At 68.3% G+C, this 17,449-nt stretch carries 15 protein-coding genes; 5 read left to right on the top strand and 10 right to left on the bottom strand.

What is annotated here, in order from left to right; all coding sequences use genetic code 11:
• Positions 1 to 40: 40 nt before the first annotated feature.
• Positions 41 to 1,576 (bottom strand): acyl-CoA dehydrogenase family protein, encoded by a 1,536-nt coding sequence (locus ACSHWB_RS08370; protein WP_439661511.1) that lies wholly within the window; start codon positions 1,574 to 1,576, stop codon positions 41 to 43.
• Between the two features lie 170 nt (positions 1,577 to 1,746).
• On the opposite strand from ACSHWB_RS08370, the gene ACSHWB_RS08365 reads away from it, so the two are divergent.
• Positions 1,747 to 2,997, top strand: a complete 1,251-nt coding sequence (locus ACSHWB_RS08365) for an FAD-binding oxidoreductase (protein ID WP_439664546.1) — start codon at positions 1,747 to 1,749, stop codon at positions 2,995 to 2,997.
• On the top strand, positions 2,998 to 4,230 hold the full coding sequence (locus ACSHWB_RS08360; protein WP_439661510.1) for a class I SAM-dependent methyltransferase: 1,233 nt from the start codon (positions 2,998 to 3,000) through the stop codon (positions 4,228 to 4,230).
• A gap of 46 nt (positions 4,231 to 4,276) precedes the next feature.
• On the opposite strand, the gene ACSHWB_RS08355 is transcribed toward ACSHWB_RS08360, so the two are convergent.
• From ACSHWB_RS08355 to ACSHWB_RS08340, 4 genes are all read right to left on the bottom strand, one after another.
• The gene (locus ACSHWB_RS08355) at positions 4,277 to 5,110 is read right to left on the bottom strand and encodes a S1C family serine protease (protein WP_439661509.1); all 834 of its coding nucleotides are present in this window, start codon (positions 5,108 to 5,110) and stop codon (positions 4,277 to 4,279) included.
• Between the two features lie 66 nt (positions 5,111 to 5,176).
• Positions 5,177 to 7,210 (bottom strand): putative bifunctional diguanylate cyclase/phosphodiesterase, encoded by a 2,034-nt coding sequence (locus ACSHWB_RS08350; protein ID WP_439661508.1) that lies wholly within the window; start codon positions 7,208 to 7,210, stop codon positions 5,177 to 5,179.
• Between the two features lie 177 nt (positions 7,211 to 7,387).
• The gene (locus tag ACSHWB_RS08345) at positions 7,388 to 7,855 is read right to left on the bottom strand and encodes a GNAT family N-acetyltransferase (protein ID WP_439661507.1); all 468 of its coding nucleotides are present in this window, start codon (positions 7,853 to 7,855) and stop codon (positions 7,388 to 7,390) included.
• Positions 7,852 to 8,952: an LLM class flavin-dependent oxidoreductase gene (locus tag ACSHWB_RS08340; protein WP_439661506.1), complete on the bottom strand. Its 1,101-nt coding sequence runs from the start codon at positions 8,950 to 8,952 to the stop codon at positions 7,852 to 7,854. Before ACSHWB_RS08340 ends, ACSHWB_RS08345 begins: the two co-directional genes overlap by 4 nt.
• Before the next feature lie 191 nt (positions 8,953 to 9,143).
• Here ACSHWB_RS08340 and ACSHWB_RS08335 point away from each other — a divergent pair, with 191 nt between their 5' ends.
• Complete coding sequence (locus ACSHWB_RS08335; protein ID WP_439661505.1) at positions 9,144 to 10,838, top strand: FAD/NAD(P)-binding protein; 1,695 nt, start codon at positions 9,144 to 9,146, stop codon at positions 10,836 to 10,838.
• On the opposite strand, the gene ACSHWB_RS08330 is transcribed toward ACSHWB_RS08335, so the two are convergent.
• Genes ACSHWB_RS08330 through ACSHWB_RS08320 form a run of 3 tightly spaced genes read right to left on the bottom strand, consistent with a single transcriptional unit; the run spans position 10,827 to position 13,482 of the window.
• Positions 10,827 to 11,294, bottom strand: a complete 468-nt coding sequence (locus ACSHWB_RS08330; protein ID WP_439661504.1) for a flavin reductase family protein — start codon at positions 11,292 to 11,294, stop codon at positions 10,827 to 10,829. The two genes, ACSHWB_RS08335 and ACSHWB_RS08330, sit on opposite strands and share 12 nt — an antisense overlap.
• Entirely contained in the window at positions 11,291 to 11,770 is a 480-nt protein-coding gene (locus tag ACSHWB_RS08325; protein WP_439661503.1) for an NADPH-dependent FMN reductase, read from the bottom strand. The genes ACSHWB_RS08330 and ACSHWB_RS08325 overlap by 4 nt, the downstream gene beginning before the upstream one ends.
• 56 nt (positions 11,771 to 11,826) lie before the next feature.
• Entirely contained in the window at positions 11,827 to 13,482 is a 1,656-nt protein-coding gene (locus ACSHWB_RS08320) for an FAD-binding dehydrogenase (RefSeq protein WP_439661502.1), read from the bottom strand.
• A gap of 72 nt (positions 13,483 to 13,554) precedes the next feature.
• On the opposite strand from ACSHWB_RS08320, the gene ACSHWB_RS08315 reads away from it, so the two are divergent.
• A complete protein-coding gene (locus ACSHWB_RS08315) occupies positions 13,555 to 13,974 on the top strand; it encodes a cupin domain-containing protein (protein WP_439661501.1) in 420 nt (139 codons plus the stop codon).
• Between the two features lie 268 nt (positions 13,975 to 14,242).
• On the opposite strand, the gene ACSHWB_RS08310 is transcribed toward ACSHWB_RS08315, so the two are convergent.
• Both ACSHWB_RS08310 and ACSHWB_RS08305 read right to left on the bottom strand, forming a co-directional pair.
• Positions 14,243 to 14,929, bottom strand: a complete 687-nt coding sequence (locus ACSHWB_RS08310) for a hypothetical protein (RefSeq protein ID WP_439661500.1) — start codon at positions 14,927 to 14,929, stop codon at positions 14,243 to 14,245.
• A gap of 27 nt (positions 14,930 to 14,956) precedes the next feature.
• A complete protein-coding gene (locus tag ACSHWB_RS08305) occupies positions 14,957 to 16,819 on the bottom strand; it encodes a tetratricopeptide repeat protein (protein ID WP_439661499.1) in 1,863 nt (620 codons plus the stop codon).
• A 43-nt stretch (positions 16,820 to 16,862) separates the two neighbouring features.
• Here ACSHWB_RS08305 and ACSHWB_RS08300 point away from each other — a divergent pair, with 43 nt between their 5' ends.
• Positions 16,863 to 17,405 (top strand): hypothetical protein, encoded by a 543-nt coding sequence (locus tag ACSHWB_RS08300; RefSeq protein ID WP_439661498.1) that lies wholly within the window; start codon positions 16,863 to 16,865, stop codon positions 17,403 to 17,405.
• Positions 17,406 to 17,449: the final 44 nt, after the last annotated feature.

The following is a 17,449-nucleotide window of genomic DNA, read 5'->3' as shown; positions in this document are numbered from 1 at the left end:
CAGCAGCCCAAGCGCGGGATCGTTACCTGCCTGTACTGGCCTACGTTTTTGTGACGGCCCGGTCGATGATCGAGGCGAAGTCGGTGGACTTGGGGAGCGTGCCGAACGCGACTCCCCAGTCCCCGCCGAGCCGTGACCCGAGGAACGCGTCCGCGACGGCGGGGTGCCCGTGCTTCACCAGCAGGGCGCCCTGCAGGATCAGTGCCATCTTCTCCACGACCCGCCGCGCCTGCGACTCGTCCACATCGGACAGTGCGGTGCCGAGCTCGTGCAACGCCCTGTCGACGCGCTGGTCGACCCCGGTGACGACGGCGAGGAACTCCTGCACCGACTCGGGCTCCTTCTTCATCGCGCGCAGCACGTCCAGCGCGGCGACGTTGCCGGAGCCCTCCCAGATCGACATCAGCGGCGACTCGCGGAACAGCCTCGGCATCCCGCTGTCCTCGATGTACCCGTTGCCGCCCAGGCACTCCAACGCCTCGGCGGCGTGCACCGGGCCTCGTTTGCACACCCAGTACTTGGTGACCGCGAGCGCGAGCCGCGGCCGGTGTCCTGCCAGCCACATCGCGGTCGTGGTCGCCGCCTCGGACTCGATCGCGAGGTCCGCCAGCACGTTGCGCATGGCGGGCTGGTCGATCAGGTAGCTCCCGAACGCCTTGCGGTGCGCGGCGTGGTGCGCGGCCTGCCTGAGCCCGGCGCGCATGCCCGCGGCGCTGCCGAGCACGCAGTCGAGGCGGGTCGTGTTGACCATCTCGATGATCGTCCGCACGCCGCGGCCCTCGTCGCCGACGCGCCAGGCGAACGCCTCGTCGTACTCGATCTCGGCGGACGCGTTGGACTTGTTGCCCAGCTTGTCCTTCAGGCGCTGCAGGAAGAACCGGTTGCGCGTGCCGTCCGGCAGCACCCGCGGCACCAGGAAGCACGTCAGCCCGCCGGGTGCCTGCGCGAGTGTCAGGAACACGTCCGACATCGGTGCGGACGTGAACCACTTGTGCCCGGTCAGCACGTAGCCGTCGGACACCGGCTTCGCGACCGTGGTGTTCGCGCGGACGTCCGACCCGCCCTGCTTCTCGGTCATGGACATGCCGGCGATCAGGCCCTGCTTGGACAGCGGCGCGCGCAGCCCGAAGTCGTAGTTCCGTGCGGTGAGAAGGGGTTCGTAACTTTCGGCCAGTTCCGGCGCGACGCGCAAAGCGGGCACGGCCGCGTAAGTCATCGAAATCGGGCATCCGTGGCCGGCCTCGACCTGGGACCACACGTAGAACCTGGCCGCGCGCTCCAAATGTGCACCGTCGACATAGGCGTGCAATCCGTGCGAAACGGCCACGTTCATCAGTTCGTGCCAGGCAGGGTGGAACTCGACCTCGTCGATCCGGTTCCCGAACCGGTCGTGCGTGTGCAGCACCGGCGGGTGGGCGTTCGCGAGCCTGCCGTGCTCCTGCCACTCGTGGCTGCCGGCGAGCCTGCCCAGCGAGTGCAGCCCGGCGTCATCGACCCAGCTGAGGAGGGCTGGGTCGTCCGCGACGTCGTGACCGCTCAGCGGCGGCACCTGGTTGGTCACCTCGTGCGTAGCCATGGCTCGCACGCTACTACTCGCTAGTAACTTTGGGCAGGGTGTGATGAAAGATCGCTGGCCCATTCGGGCTTTTGGGCGCGACAAGGACGGTGACGAGGAATAACGTCGTTCTGGTGAGTGACCATGGGCACAGCTCGGCCGTGGCTGCGCTGAGCGCGCAGTACGCCGCGATGCGCGAAGGTGCGCCAGTGCGGCTCGCGAAGAAGACGTCGAACCTCTTCCGGTTTCGGGCCGACCAGGCCGGCGGGCTCGACGTCGGCAGGTTCGACCAGGTCCTGTCAGTGGACCCGGTCGGACGCACCGCACAGGTGCAGGGCATGACCACCTACGAGAACCTCGTCGCCGCGACACTTCCCCACGGCCTGATGCCGTTAGTGGTGCCGCAGCTCAAAACCATCACCATCGGCGGTGCGGTGGCAGGACTCGGCATCGAGTCCACGTCCTTCCGCAACGGGCTGCCGCACGAGTCCGTGCGGGAGCTGGAGATCCTCACCGGCGACGGCGAGGTGGTCGTCGCCAAACCGGACGACGACCTGTTCCGCGCGTTCCCCAACTCCTACGGGACGCTCGGCTACGCGCTGCGGCTCGAGATCGAGCTGGAGCCCGTGCGGCAGTACGTGCGGCTGCGGCACGTGCCGTTCGGTTCGTTCGCCGAGTGCGCCGCCGTCATCGAGGAGGTCTGCGAGGACGGCTCGGCGGACTTCGTCGACGGCACCGTGTTCTCACGGGGTGAGATGTACCTGACGCTGGGGCACTACGCCGACATCGCGCCCTACACGTCGGACTACACGGGAAACCAGATCTACTACCGGTCCATCCAGAAACGCCGAACGGACCACCTCACGATCCACGACTACCTGTGGCGCTGGGACACCGACTGGTTCTGGTGCTCACGGGCGTTCGGCGCGCAGAACCCGGTCGTCCGTCGCATGTGGCCGAAGCGCTACCTGCGTTCGGACGTGTACCGCAAGCTCGTCGCGAAGCACCGGCAGCTGCGGCCGAGGGTGGACGTCGAGCCGGTGATCCAGGACGTGGAGATCCCCGTCGGCGGGCTCGCCGACTTCCTCGACTTCTTCGACCGCGAGATCGGCATCACGCCGGTGTGGCTGTGCCCGGTTCGCCTGCGCGACACCACGGGCTGGCCGCTGTACCCGATGGACAGGGACACGCTGTACGTCAACGTCGGGTTCTGGTCGGAGGTCCCGGTGCGTCCGGGAGAGAAGATGGGTGACCGCAACCGGCTGATCGAGCGCGAGGTGGCTCGGCTGGGCGGCCACAAGTCGCTGTACTCGGACTCCTACTACACCGAGGACGAGTTCTGGCGGCATTACAACGGTTCGCACTACCGGTCCGTGAAGGCCCGGTACGACCAGACGAACCGCCTGCCTGATCTGTACGCCAAGTGTGTCAGGGGACGATGAATGCGGTTGGCCTCCATTTTCCAGCGCATCACAGGTGGCAGCGACGTTCGCTTCCAGGCCTACGACGGCAGTACCGCCGGGCCGAACGCGGCCTCGGTGTCCATCGACATCAAAACACCGGAAGCCTTGTCCTACCTGGCTTCCGCGCCCGGTGAACTGGGTCTGGCCCGCGCCTACGTCACGGGCCACCTGGAGATCCTCGGCGACGTGCACGCCGGTCTCGCCCAGCTGTCGGAGTTCTCCCTGCGGGAGCTCCCGGTCCTGCAACGGCTGGAACTGCTGCGGTTCCTGGGCCGGATCCGGTTCTCGCACAAGGTGACGCCTCCGCCGCAGGAGACCAGGCTGCACGGCCTGCGTCACTCGAAGGCCCGCGACTCGCAGGCCATCGCCCACCACTACGACGTCTCGAACCAGTTCTACGAGTGGATCCTCGGCCCGTCGATGGCCTACACCTGCGCGGTGTACCCGACGCTGGAGTCCACATTGGAGGAAGCCCAGTTCGCCAAGCACGACCTGGTGGCGCGCAAGCTGGGGCTCAAGCCCGGCATGAAGCTGCTGGACGTCGGGTGCGGCTGGGGCGGCATGGTCATGCACGCGGCCCGCGAGTACGGGGTGCGGGCGATCGGCGTCACGCTCTCGCGCAACCAGGCGGAGTGGGCGCAGAAGGCGATCGTCGAGGCCGGGCTGTCGGACCTGGCGGAGGTGCGGCACCTGGACTACCGGGACGTGCGCGAGACCGGGTTCGACGCGGTGTCGTCGATCGGCCTGACCGAGCACATCGGCAAGGCCAAGCTGCCGGCCTACTTCTCGTCGCTGTACCGCAAGCTCAAGCCCGGCGGACGGCTGCTCAACCACTGCATCACCCGGCCGAACAACAAGGAGCGGGCGTTGTCCGGGCCGTTCATCGACCGGTACGTGTTCCCGGACGGTGAGCTGGTCGGGCCCGGCCATCTCGTGTCGCTGATGCACGACACCGGGTTCGAGGTGCGGCACGAGGAGAACATCCGCGAGCACTACGCGCTGACCCTGGCCGCGTGGAGCCGCAACCTCGAGAAGCACTGGGAGGAAGCCGTCGAGGACGTCGGCGAGGCCCGGGCACGGGTGTGGCGGCTGTACCTGGCTGCGTCGCGGCTCGGGTTCGAACGCAACAACATCCAGCTGCACCAGGTGCTCGGGGTGCGGCTGGACGGGACGACGTCGCACATGCCGTTGCGCCCGGACTGGTTGTCCTGACATGGCTGAGGGCCGCGGCGTCGCCGCGGCCCTGGTCGTTCGTTCGTCAGCTCAGCTGGCCCACGATCTGCTTGGCGGTGTTGGACGGGATCGCGAACCCGATGCCGACGCTGCCTGCCTCACCGCTGCTCGACGCCGGCGAGTAGATCGCCGAGTTGATGCCGATCAGCTCACCGGCCGCGTTCACCAGCGCCCCGCCGGAGTTGCCGGGGTTGATCGACGCGTCGGTCTGGATCGCCTGGTACGACACGGAAGAGGCGCGGCGGGTCTCCCCGGGCACGGTCACCTTGCGGTCCAGGGCCGAGACGATCCCGGTCGTCACGGTGCCCTGCAGGCCTGACGGCGAACCGATGGCCATCACCGCGTCACCGACCTTCACCGAACCCGAGTCCGCCCACTTGATCGGCGTCAGGCCCGAGGCACCGGAGACCTGCAGCACGGCCAGGTCCGAGGCGGGGTCCGTGTTGACGACGGTGGCGGGCAGTTCGCGGCCGTCGTTGAACTTCACGGTGATCTGGCCGCCGGACGAGGCGACCACGTGGTTGTTGGTGAGGATCTTGCCGTCCGCCGAGAGGATCACGCCGGAGCCGAGGCCGTTGCCGACGTTGACCTGCACCACGGAGGGCAGCACGTCCGACGCGACGGCACTCCAGTCCAGAGTGGACGTGTTGGAGATCGTCTGCGCGGAGACGGAGGTGGAGGTGGGGGTGGCGTCCGGTGAGGCGATCACCGCTCCGGTGACACCTCCGAACAGACCGGCGACGAGTGCCGCCGCCGTCAGCATCGGGGCCGTGCGGCGCCAGAACTTCGGCGCCGGGGTAACGGCGGGCTGCGGTTCCACCAGTGACCCGCTCATCGCGGGGAAGCTCTGCTCGGTCATGACTCCACGATGGACCCCCATCATGTGAGCCAGCTGTGCCGAAACCCTGGAAAACCCTGATAAGAACTAGCTGAGAAGAAGCGCGGAAACGCCTGAGGCCGACAGCGGCGGCCCGAAGTGCGCGCCCTGCCCGCCCGTCACGCCCAGCTCGGCCAGCCGGGAGGCCTCGGCCTCGGTGCGCACGTCCTCGGCGTAGAGCGGCAGCTTCAGGATCGACGCCCACCGCAGCAGGGTGACCGACGCGCTCTCCTCCACGCGGTTCGCGCCCTCGTCCAGGCCGTGCACGACGGAGCCGGTGAACTTCACGCCGGTCAACGGCAGCCTGCGCAGCCGGTCGACACCGACGTTGCCGCCGTTCACCTGGTCCAGCACCAGCCCGATGCCGCGCTCGGCCAGGATCGTGAGCTCGTCGAGCTGCTCGTCGTTCAGCAACGCTGGCAGGTGCTCGTGCAGCTCGAAACGCAGCAGCGACGCGGGCAGGCCGGTGCGGTCCAGCACGCGGGCGACCTCGGCGACGAGCTCTGGCTCCTGGCACAGCCGCGGCGGCAGGTCCAGGGAGAGGGCGGGCATCCGCTCGCCCAGCGCCAGGTACCAGTCGGCCGCGTGCCGGCACGCGTCCTCCAGCGCCCAGTGCACCAGGCGGACGATCATGCCGTTGTTCGAGGACTGGTCGAGGAACGTGTCGGGGCACAGCACCCCGCGCTGGGGGTGATCCCAGACGATCTTGGCTTCCAATGCGAGCACCGAGCCGTCGGCCAGCGAGTGGACCGGCACGTAGTCGACGCGGAACTGGCCCTCTTCCAGCGCGCCCGGGATCGAGGCCGCGAGCGCGTACCTCTCCTTGTCGTGCACGTCCCGTTCGCGGTCGTACAGCGCCCACTGCGCCTTGCCGTCGCGCTTGGCCCAGCCGACCGTGACGTCCGCGGCCCGCAGGAGGTCCTCCGCATCACTGCCGCGCGCCGCCCGCGCCACGATGCCGACGCTGGTCGTCACGCCGACGCCGTGCTGGGCGATCCAGATCGGCTCCTCCAGGCGTGCCGTGAAGTCCTCGACCAGGGCGACCACGCTGCGCACGTCCTGCGGGTCCTTGACCAGGACGCCGAACTCGTCCTCGCCGATGCGCGCGACCTTGGCGATCTCCTCGGAGAACACCGTCCGCAGGTGCGTCGCGACGTGCATCAGCACCCGGTTGCCCGCCTCGTGCCCGAACGCGTCGTTCACGCCGCGGAACCCGTCGATGTCGACCTGCACCAGCGCGAGCGTCTCCGGCCCCTTCGAGCCGACCGCGCCCTCCAGCCAGCCGAGGAACTGCGCGCGGTTGGGCAGGCCCGTCTGCGCGTCGTTGAGGCTCTGCCGCACGAGCTGCGTCTGCAGCGCGCGCATCTCGCTCATGTTCTCGATCATCGTGACGAGGTACGGCGGCGTGCCGTCCTCCTCGCGCACCACCGAGATCGCCATGTGCGTCTGGATCGTCTCGCCGTCGCTGCGGACCATCCGCTTCTCGACCCGGACGTTGTCGTGCCCGGACGCGACCAGCTGCCTGGTCAGCTCCCGCAGTCCTGCCCTGTCGTCGGGGTGCACGATCTCGCGGCCGCTCATCTTGCGCAGCTCGTCGTGCTTGTAGTCGAGCATCGCCAGCAACGCCTCGTTGACGTCGATGATCTCGCCCTTGAGGCCGCTCACCACGATCCCGAACGCCGCGCTCTCGAAGATCGCCCTGAACTTGGCCTCGCTCGCCCTGACCGCGCTCTCGGCCCTGCGCATCGTGTTGATCGCGGCCGCGCGGCTCAGCTCCTGCTGGTCGAGCGTGCGGTCGCGCAGTCCTTCGGCGAACCCGGCGGCGAGCGCGGCCAGCTGGGCGGGCGTCACCGCGGTCCGCTCACCGAGGAAGACGAGCGTCTGCTCCAGCGTCGCCGAGGCGATGAAGTCGTGCTCGACCATGGACCGGCCGATCTGCCGTGCCTCGCCCACGCCACCACTGAGCAGCTGCCCGACGTAACCGCCGAGCAGTTGCTCGAGCTTCTCGCGCGTGAAGTTCGCGACGAGGGTGTTGGAGATCGCCGCCGCCCATGCGGCAGCGGCCTCTCTGTCGTCGACCATGTTCATTCAGCTCTGGCGGCCATTCGGATTCGGTCGAACGGGTGACAACCCCGATGCGGTACCACCCACCGGGTGTGGGTCCAGCGGACAAGCCTACTGATCAGTCACAACCTGTCCAACCGAACCCCGAATCCCGGTCGAGAATCGACAGATCCGCCACGAATTCACTCGATTGAACTAGTGAATCACCTTGCTGAAGGCCAGTGGGCCAATTGTCAGAGGGTCTGTATCAACGTCGAACAACGGTGTGTAACCGGTCGCCAGGTAGAGCCCTTTCGCTTCGGGCTGACGCGGCCCCGTCGTCAGGTAGATCCTGCTGTATCCAAACGTTCTGGCCTCGTTCTCGAGTTCGACGAGCACGCGCCGTGCCAATCCACGCCGGCGGTGCTGGGAATGCGTCCAGATCCGCTTCATCTCGGCCGTTTCGTCGTCGTACCGCTTGAACGCGCCACCCGCGACCGCCACTCCGGACTCCATGAGAAGGAGGAACTGCCCGTGCGGAGGCTCGAAAACATCCGCCGCCCGTCGCATCTCCTCTGCACCCATCGGGCCGTATCGAGACGTGTATTCGTACGTGAGCTCGGCTACTAATGGCGCCGCTTCCGGATCCGATTGCCGGACACGGCGCACTTCGAGAGTCGTCATGCGGCCCTGGCCCGGTCTCGCTTCGCGACCTCCTCGCGCACGATGGGAATCACGTACCGGCCGAAGTCGATCGCGTCGTCGAGCAGGTCGTAACCGCGCGCCGAGAGGATGTCGACGCCGAGGTCGTAGTAGTCCAGCAACGCCTGCGCGACGGTCTCCGGAGTGCCGACCAGCGCGTTGGAGTTGCCCGCACCGCCTGTTGCCTTCGCGGTCGGCGTCCACAAAGCACGATCGAACCGCTCACCGCGTTCCGCGACGGCCAGAAGTCGTTGCGAGCCGGTGTTCTCCGGGTTGGTCAGCGAATGCCGGCGGCTCAGCGGCCCGCCTGCCTTGCGCGCCTCGATCCGCTCGACCGTCCGGTGCGCCTTCTCCCAGGCCAGTTCCTCAGTCGGCGCGATGATCGGCCGGAACGCGACCTGGATGCGCGGCACGTCCGTGCGCCCGGCGTCCTTCGCCGCCTGCTTGACCGACTCGATCTGCTGCGCGGTCTCGGCCAGCGGCTCACCCCACAGGCAGAAGATGTCGGCCTCCGCGCCGCCCGCCGCGTAGGCCGCGGGGGAGGAGCCGCCGAACGACACGTTCGGACGTGGCTGCTGCACGGGGAAGACGTCGCTCACGAAGTCCGCGAAGTGGTAGTGCTCACCGTCGTGGTCGAACGCGGACCTGCTGGTCCAGGCCTTCTTGACGATCTGGATGTACTCGCGGGTGCGGCCGTAGCGCTGGTCCTTGGTCAGGTAGTCGCCCTCGCGCTGCTGCTCGTGGTCCGTGCCGCCGGTGATGAAGTGCACGGTCAGCCGGCCGTCGCTGATCTGGTCGAGCGTCGCGAACGTCTTGGCGGCGAACGTCGGGTAGGACACGTTCGGCCGGTGCGCCAGCAGGATCTGCAGCTTGTCGAGCCTGCTGGCGAGGTAGGCCGCCGCCGCGGAGGGTTCCGGCGCACCCGATCCGTACGCGAACAGCACGCGGTCCCACCCGTGCTCCTCGTGCGCCCTGGCGAGCCTGAGCGTGTAGTCCTTGTCGAACGCACTGCTGGACGACCGCGGCGTCGTCTCCGAGCCGTCGTTCGTGGCGGCGATCCCGAGAAACTCAACTGGCATGACCGATTCCCCAGAGCTGTTGGTGGGATTGGGGCGCGTTGAGGGAGGCGCCCTTCGAGTGCACACCCGGATCTGCTTCGTCGCAACGACGTCCACAGAGCGGGATTTGCTTGCACGCGCGGGGTACTCTGGTGGTGTTCGCGTTGAGGGGCGCGGCTCGTTTCTCGTTGTCCTCCAACGGAAAGACGCGCATGCGCTCACTCGTCGTGATCGGCGGCGGCCCTCGTGCCGCCGGCCTGCTGGAACGCATCGCCGCCCAGTCGCCCACGCTGCCGCTGGCGGTGCACGTCGTCGACCCGTTCCCGCCGGGTGCGGGCCGGGTGTGGCGGCACGCCCAGTCCCCGTTGCTGCGCATGAACTCCATGGCCGAGGACGTCACCGTCTTCACGGACTCCTCGTTCGACGGCGCGGGCCCGATCCGTCCCGGTCCGTCGCTCTCGGAGTGGACCGACGTCGACCCGGCCTCGTTCCCGTCGCGCCAGGTGCAGAGCAGGTATCTGGAGTGGTTCTTCGACCACGTAAGGAAATCTCTGCCTCCGAACATCTCTGTGACCGTGCATCAGGCCTCCGCGCTGAAGGTCGTGGGCAACTGGGTGTCGCTGGACAACGGCGAGTCCTTGACCGGTGACGTGCTCGTGCTCGCCCTGGGGCACCTCGACGCCGATCCCGAGCCCGAGCACCGCAAGCTGGCCGAGCACGCCTCGGAGCACGGCCTGGTCTACGTGCCGCCGCTGTACTCGGCCGACGCGGACCTGTCCGCGGTGACCGGGGACGTGGTGCTGCGCGGGTTCGGGTTGGCGTTCATCGACCTGATGGTGTTGCTGACCGAGGGGCGTGGTGGCCGATACGTGCGTTCAGACGGGCAACTCACGTACGTGCCTTCTGGTGCTGAGCCAACGCTTTACGTCGGCTCGCGGCGGGGCGTGCCGTACCACTCCAAGACGGGCTACCGGTTGCAGGGAACGCGTCCGTCGCTGCCGAACTTCTTCGTCGCGGACGCCCTGAAAGGTCAGGAGTTGGACTTCCGCGGCGACGTGTGGCCGTTGATGGCCAAGGAGATCGCGTGGGGTCACTACCACGAGCTCTTCACCGGGCACCCCGGCCTGGTGCGCATGCCGTTCGTGGAGTTCGTCGCGTCGTTCACCGCTTTGCCCTGGTACAGCACCGAAATGCGCGAACTGGAGTCGTTGGCGGTGCCTGACCCGGCCGACCGCATCGACTTCGAACGCCTGGACCGGCCTCTGCAGGGCGTGACCTTCGGGACCGCCGAGGAGTTCCAGGAACACCTGCGCTCCTACGTCGAGGCCGACGTCGTCCGGCGCTCCGATCCGCGGCACAGCGCCGATCTGGGGGCGTTCCTGGCGCTGCTGTCGGTGTACGGCCAGCTGGCGGGGCTCATGCCGTTCGACGGCTGGTGGCACGGCTACTTCAGCTACCTGGCCTCCGGCCCGCCGCCGGACCGTCTGGAGGAGATGCTGGCGTTGTCGCGCGCGGGAATCGTGCGGTTCCTCGGCGCCGACATGTGGGTGGACGCGGTGGAGGGCGCCTTCGTGGCCGGCAGCGCGACAACGCCGGACGTGGTGCGCGCCAACGGTCTCATCGAGGCCCGCCTGCCCACGCACTCGTTGTCGCGCACGGCGGATCCGGTGCTGCGGTCGCTGCGCGCGGTCGGCGACGTCTCCGAGGACGCCGCCGGCCTGGTCCGGGTGTCGCCGGTGGGGCACCTGGTCAACGAGCGCGGCGAGGAGGACCCGGTCCGCTTTGCCGTGGGGCCTTACACGACGGGGAAGGCGTTCGCGGCGTTCGCACGGCCGCACACGAACGCCCCGGCGTTCCGGCAGAACGACGTGCTGGCGCGGGAGATCCTGCGCACGTTAGGCGACTGAGGTGTAGCGCCCCTGGTGCCGCACCAGGGGCGCGGCGATGTCGGTGTGCGTGACGTCCAGCGGTTCGCCGACCAGCGCGATGTGGTCGCCGACCGCGATCCGCCGCGAAGTCCTGCAGCGCAACCGAACCCGCGCGTCCAGCAGCAACGGCACGCCGTCGTCGTCGTGCTGCCAGCGCGTGTCCGGCCCGAACCGGTCGACGCCCTTGGTCGCGAACAGGTCGGCCAGCGCGGTCTGCTCGGCGTGCAGCAGGTGCACGGCGAACAGCGGCGCGGTCCGCAGCACCGGCCACACGGAGGCGCCCTCGCCGATCCACACCACGACGAGCGGCGGTTCGAACGAGACGGAGGTGAACGAGGAAACCGTTGTGCCGACCGGACCTTCGGCGCCGGTGGCCGTGACGATCGTGACGGCCTGGGCGTGGTGCTTCAGCGCGTTGCGCAGCTGTTCCCTCATCGCAGCACCTTCAGGGCGTCCAGGTCGAAGTCCGTGGCGTCGGCGGGCAGCGCGGCCTCGTTGAGGAACAACGCCTGCGGCACCAGTGCTCCCAGCTCGGCCAGCACCGGGCGCAGGTGCACCTCGACGGCCAGCGCGTGCTTGTCGGAGGCGGCGATCTGGAGCGGCACGGCGATCTTGCCCTTGAGCCAGCCCGGCGGTGCCTGGTCCAGCACGGCCTTCAGCAGGCCTGTGTACGCGGCCTTGTACGTCGGTGTCGCCACCACCAGCACGTCGGCCTGGCCGAGCGTCTGCAGCGCGGCCTTGATGGTGTCCGGTTCGGTGAAGACGGCGGGTGCGAGGGTCGCCGCCTCGATGACGGGCCCGTCGACGGGCACGCCCAGGGTCGAGGCCAGGGCCTCGCGCAGGGCCAGGGCCGCCTGCAGCGTGCGCGAGGCGGGCCGCGGGTTGCCGACCAGAACACCGATCTGCGTCATGCCTTCAGCACAGCCGCAAGCCGGGGGGCCGTCAACCCGCGTCCACCACGCGAGAACTACTTGACGGCCTCCGCCGCCGAACGGCCGGCGACCCGTCCGGAGAACAGGCAGCCGCCGAGGAACGTGCCCTCCAGCGCGCGGTACCCGTGCACGCCACCGCCACCGAACCCGGCGGCCTCACCGGCGGCGTAGAGCCCCGGCAGCACCTCGCCGGACGTGTCGAGCACGCGCGACGACAGGTCGGTGTGCAGGCCGCCCAGCGTCTTGCGGGTGACCACCGAGAGCCTGACCGCGATCAGCGGACCGGCCTTCGGGTCGAGCAGACGATGCGGCTCGACCACGCGGATCAGCTTGTCGGTCAGGAAGTGCCGGGCCGCGCGGATCGCGTTGACCTGCATGTCCTTGCTCAGGCCCGCGGTGACCTGGCGGTCGCGCTCGACGATCGTCTTCTCGAGCTCGGCCGCGTCGATGCGCGAGTCGCCGGTCAGCGCGTTCATGCCGCGGGCCAGGTCCGCGACCGTGCCCGCCTGGATGAACTCCTTGGACTTCTGCGCGAACGCCTCGACCGGCGCGACGGCACCCGGCAGTGCGCGCTTGAGGACGGCCTTCGTGTCCTTGCCCGTGAGGTCCGGGTTCTGCTCGGAGCCCGACAGCGCGAACTCCTTGCCGATGATCCTCTTGTTCAGCACGAACCACGAGTGCTCGTGGCCGTGCGAGGTGATGTGCTGCAACGACCCCAGCGCGTCGAAACCGGGGAACAGCGGGATCGGCAACCGCTTGCCCTCGGCGTCGAGCCACAGCGGCGACGGGCCTGGCAGGATGCGGATGCCGTGCCGCGACCACACCGGCGCGTAGTTCGCGATGCCCTCGGGGTAGTGCCACATGCGGTCGGCGTTGATGATCGCGCCGCCGGCCTTCTGCGTGATCTCGAGCATCGAGCCGTCCACGAAGTCCGGCACACCGGCCAGCATGAACTTCGGCGGCGTGCCCATCCGCTCCGGCCAGTTCTTGCGCACCAGGTCGTGGTTGCCGCCGATGCCGCCGGACGTGACGATCACGGCCTGCGCCTTCAACGAGAAGTCGCCGACGACCGTGCGCGAGCTCGGCTCGGCCCTGCCGACCGACGACGGCTCCAGCACGTCACCGGACACGCCGTCGCACACGCCGTTGGTGACGTTGACGCTCGTGACCTTGTGGCGGAACTTCAGCGTCACGAGTCCCTTCGCGACACCCTCCCGCACCCGCCGCTCGAACGGCTCGACGACGCCGGGCCCGGTGCCCCAGGTGACGTGGAAGCGCGGCACCGAGTTGCCGTGCCCGTCCGCCAGGTAACCGCCGCGCTCCGCCCACTGCACGAACGGGAACCAGCGCACCCCCATGTTGTGCAGCCAGGAGCGCTTCTCCCCGGCCGCGAAGTCCACATAGGCCTGTGCCCACAGCCGTGGCCAGTGGTCCTCGTCCCGGTCGAAGGCCGCCGAGCCCATCCAGTCCTGCAACGCCAGGTCGTGCGAGTCCTTGACCCGCAGCCTGCGCTGCTCGGGGGTGTCCACCATGAACAACCCGCCGAACGACCACCAGGCCTGGCCGCCGAGCGACGCTTCCGGCTCCTGGTCGAGGAGAATGACCTTGCGACCCGCGTCCGCGAGCTCTGCGGTCGCGACGAGACCTGCGAGGCCCGCGCCGACGACGATGACATCCGCGTCATGTGCCATCGGGCGAGTCTAGATCTACCCCTGGTCACGCACTAGACCTGAATCAATTTCACTTTTTGGGGGGATGACGTAGTGAGCTTCCGACCGGCCTCCGAGGTGGGCTTCACCACTCCGACCACGCGTTTTGTCGCGCCAGGGTCGGTCACGAACGGCGAGTTCGGCCTGTTCGAGTGGCGGATGGAGGCCCGCCAGCCAGGCGCGCGCCCGCACTTCCACAAGACGTTCTCGGAGTCGTTCTACGTGCTCGAAGGCGAGATCACGCTGCTGGACGGCGAGGAGTGGACGACCGCGGGCGAGGGCGACTTCCTCTACGTGCCGGCTGATCGCCCCCACGCGTTCCGCAACGACAGCGACGCCCCGGTGCGGATGCTGATCCTGTTCTCACCGGGGATCGCCCGCGAGAACTTCTTCCTGGAGGTCCGGGAGGCGAAGGGCCTCTCCCCGGAGGAGCTGGTCGCGTTCTACGAGCGCCACGACCAGTACAACCTCTGAGGGTGCCGTCGACCGCCACTACCGGTGAGGGGGGTTTACCGGAGTGCCGGTCGACGGCGGGTTGACCGCGGCGCGAGCACGGACCGCCTGCGGAAGGGCTTTTCCGACCTGGGGGTGTCGGATCGCCCTGGCGACCAGCTCGAGCGCCAGCGGCCAACCACATTGTTGAACGTACAACCGGACTGCTGTGTTCCGGTCGCCTTTGACTGTGACCAGGCTCAATTCCTTCAGCTGGCCTTCAGGTTCGGCTCATCGGGTGATCGCCTGATCACTGCAGGTCCTGGAGCTTGCGCTCCGCCGCCTTCCGCGCCTTCTCCGCGCCAGAGGTCACCCGTTTGGCGTCCTCCAGCCGTTCCGCGGCCCGGTCGAACGCCCGCTGCGCCGCCAGCTGGTCGGCCTGCGCCTCACCCAACGCCTGCTCGGCCTCGTCCAGCGCCTGCTGCGCCTCGGCCCGCTTGCGCTCCTGCCGTTCCCGCCGCTTGCGGGCCAGTGCGTCCTCACCGTCCTGCGCCGGTTCGGGTGTCGGCAGCGCGAAGCCGAACCCCGAGTACTCCAGGCCCTTGGTCAGGTGGCCGTTGCGCACCTGCTCTGCCGACTCCGGGTCGGCCATTGCGGCGGTCAGGGTGTTGCGGACCTGCGTTACCGCGTCGTCTGCGAGCGGGCCGGTCAGCTCCAGGGTTCGGTAGACCAGCGCCTCCAGGAGCTCTTTGCGCTTGCGGCCCAGCTCCCGCATGGTCAGCTGGGCCGTGGAGAGGCCCAGGGCTTCGTTGAGGCCCTCTGGCGCGTCCCTGACGAGCTTGTTGACCGCCCAGGCGCCCACCGTGGGCCTGCGGAGCTCTTGGATGGCCTTGGCCAGGTCCTTGTCGTCGGCCTGCTTGGCCGCGGCGTTGCGGGCCGCGGTGAAGTCCTTCGGAGGCAGGCCGTAGAGCTCGTCGGCGACCGGCTTCAGGTCCATGGGCGCAAGGTAGCGCCTGACCGGCTGTCAGGCGTCCCGAATGATCTGCAGCGCGCCTTCGGACGTGGTCACCAGCAGATGATCGGGTCCGAACAAGTCGATGCCGATAGCGCGCACGATCAGGAACAGGCTTTTCGCCAGTTCGGGCTCGCCGGTCCGGAAAAGGGCTGCGGCGAGCTTTCCAGCGGCGAACAGGGTGTCCGGATGGTCGGGACCTGATGTGCGTCGATGCGTTTCCCAGACCTGCTCGCACACTCTGCGTGCGTCGACTACCCGGTCAAGCATTCCGTACGCATCGCTGAGCAGCGTCTGCGTGTACAGCGATGCTGGCCTCGCCTTGAGGGAGCGTTCGAGCACCACGACCGAGTCCTCAGGCCGTCCAGCGAGTGTGTAGGCGTAGCCGAGATCGTCCAGGGCATCGAAGAGATCAGTCGTGTCGAGCGGCTGGTCCCGCCACGGTTCGAGCACTGCGACGGCTTCGTCCCCTCGACCGGACTTGATGCAGTACCGGCCGAGGATCCTCGCCGCGACGAGTGTGTTCGGGTGTTCTGCGCCGTGAATCTCACGGCTGGTGACCAGATCAACCCGCAACTGGGACAACAGCTCCTCCGTTCCGCTCAGCGTGGTGGCCGAGGCAATCCGGCGAGCTTCGAGGAGGAGCTCATGGTCGTCGCCGAACCGTGCGACGCTTTCCGCGTAGACCTCCTCGCTGATCGCTCCGGCTCGGGTGAGGTTCGCGATGCTGCCCAGAAAGCCCGCTTCCCACAGCCGCAGGAGCAGCACGGGCTTGGACGCGTGCTGTGCGCCCGTGTTGGCCCACAGCGCCTCGATCTGCCGCACGAGCTCGTTGCCTGAGTGGCGGCGCTGCCAGGCATCGCCACCGAACTCGACCCGGTCGAGGAGCAGCCTTGCAGCGAGCGCAGCTCCGTTGTCCAGGTCTCGGATCACGCGCTGCACCAGCCGATGCATGATCACGGAGTTCTCGCCGGCGAACTCCACCAGCGACGCCTCGTACAGCGCCACCAGCTCGTCGTCCGCGGAGTCGCCCAGCACCTGTCTCGATACGCCGTCCGGCGACAGCACCGCCAGGATCCGCACGAGTTCGCTGTGCTGGAACGGTTCCAGTGCCATCAGGATCGCGGTGGCGGCGCCGACCGGATACGGGTCGCCGTCGCGCCGGTTGAGGTGCTTCTCCACTGGGAAATTCCGGAATTTCTCCAGGTATTTGGCGAAATCCCATCGAGCAGCCCTCATTCGCGCCGCGGCCTGGGCGAGCGCCAACGGCAGATGTCCGAGCTCGGTGGCGAGATCGGCGGCGTTGCCGTCGAGTCCGGTGGCCTCGTGCAGAAATCGCGCTGCGGCTTCTGGTGTGAAGATCTCCACCGGCACGCCGTGTCCGATCTGCGATCCGCGCACGGTGCTGGTGATCAAGACCTGACAAGCACCGACGGACGGCAGGTGCGGCCGGACCGCGTCCAGCGACACCACGTTGTCGAACACCAAAAGCGCAGGTCCGGACCGTATCTGGAGGTGGTTGCGGACTCTCGCGACTGCGACCTCGACGCTGTCTTCCGGCCGGTACAACCCAAGTCGATCAGCCAGTTCGACCATCCCAGCCGTGATCTGGTCAGGAGTCTCCGCCCCGATCCACGCCACCAACCACCCGTCCGACACCCGCTGCCGCGCGTAAGCCGCAGCCAGCTGAGTCTTCCCAACCCCGCGCTGCCCGGTGACAACGCACACGGGCTCACTCAACAAACCCAGGGCCGCCGGCGTCTGAAAGTTAGGTGGTTCGTGCGGAATCAGCCCCGTGACCACCTGATCCGCAGGCACGGCAGGCAGACCGCGGTATTCCGCCCGCACTGGCATCCAGCCGTCCTGGTTTCGCACCGAACAATGCTAGGCCCCGGAATCGGGTAAACAGGATGGAGACATGCACACCAGGTGGAGATGGGTCCTGTTCGGCCTCGGCGCAGCCGTGGCCGCGGTCGGTCCGCTCGCGGCACTGGACGGCCCCTGGTACGGCTACGTGTTCGGTGGCCTGTGGTTCCTCATGGGCGGCACGGTGGCGTGGCGGACGTTCAAGCTGGGCACCAAGGTCTCGGCGCAGGGCATCACGTCGCACGGCCTCGACCACGAGACGTTCGTCGAGTGGTGCGACGTGCAGGGGTTCGAGCCGAAGCGCAGCCGGAACCTGATCTTCTTCCACACCATCACGCCCGCGGCGCAGCTCCGGCGCGGCACGCACGTGCTGACCGAGCTGAGCCTGCTCTCGGTCAAAAAGGACTCGGTGCCCGAACGGACCGCTGAGCACGTGACGGAACTCGAGCGGGCGCTCGCCAAGCATCGGGCCAACTGCCCGGAGTGCGGTGCGCAGCCTAAAGCGCTCGCGACCCGGCAGGGAGTCGTCGGACGCCTGCGGTCGAGATTGCGCTCTCTAATGGGCGGAAATAGCGATCGGTCCATCGCCGGATGACGTGATCCTGTTACACGGCAACACCGTTCACCGTTGACACAGCC

This window comes from Lentzea sp. HUAS TT2 (assembly GCF_051853195.1).
In the GTDB taxonomy this organism is placed as follows: Bacteria; Actinomycetota; Actinomycetes; order Mycobacteriales; family Pseudonocardiaceae; genus Lentzea.
This window is presented reverse-complemented; position numbering and strand designations above follow the sequence as displayed.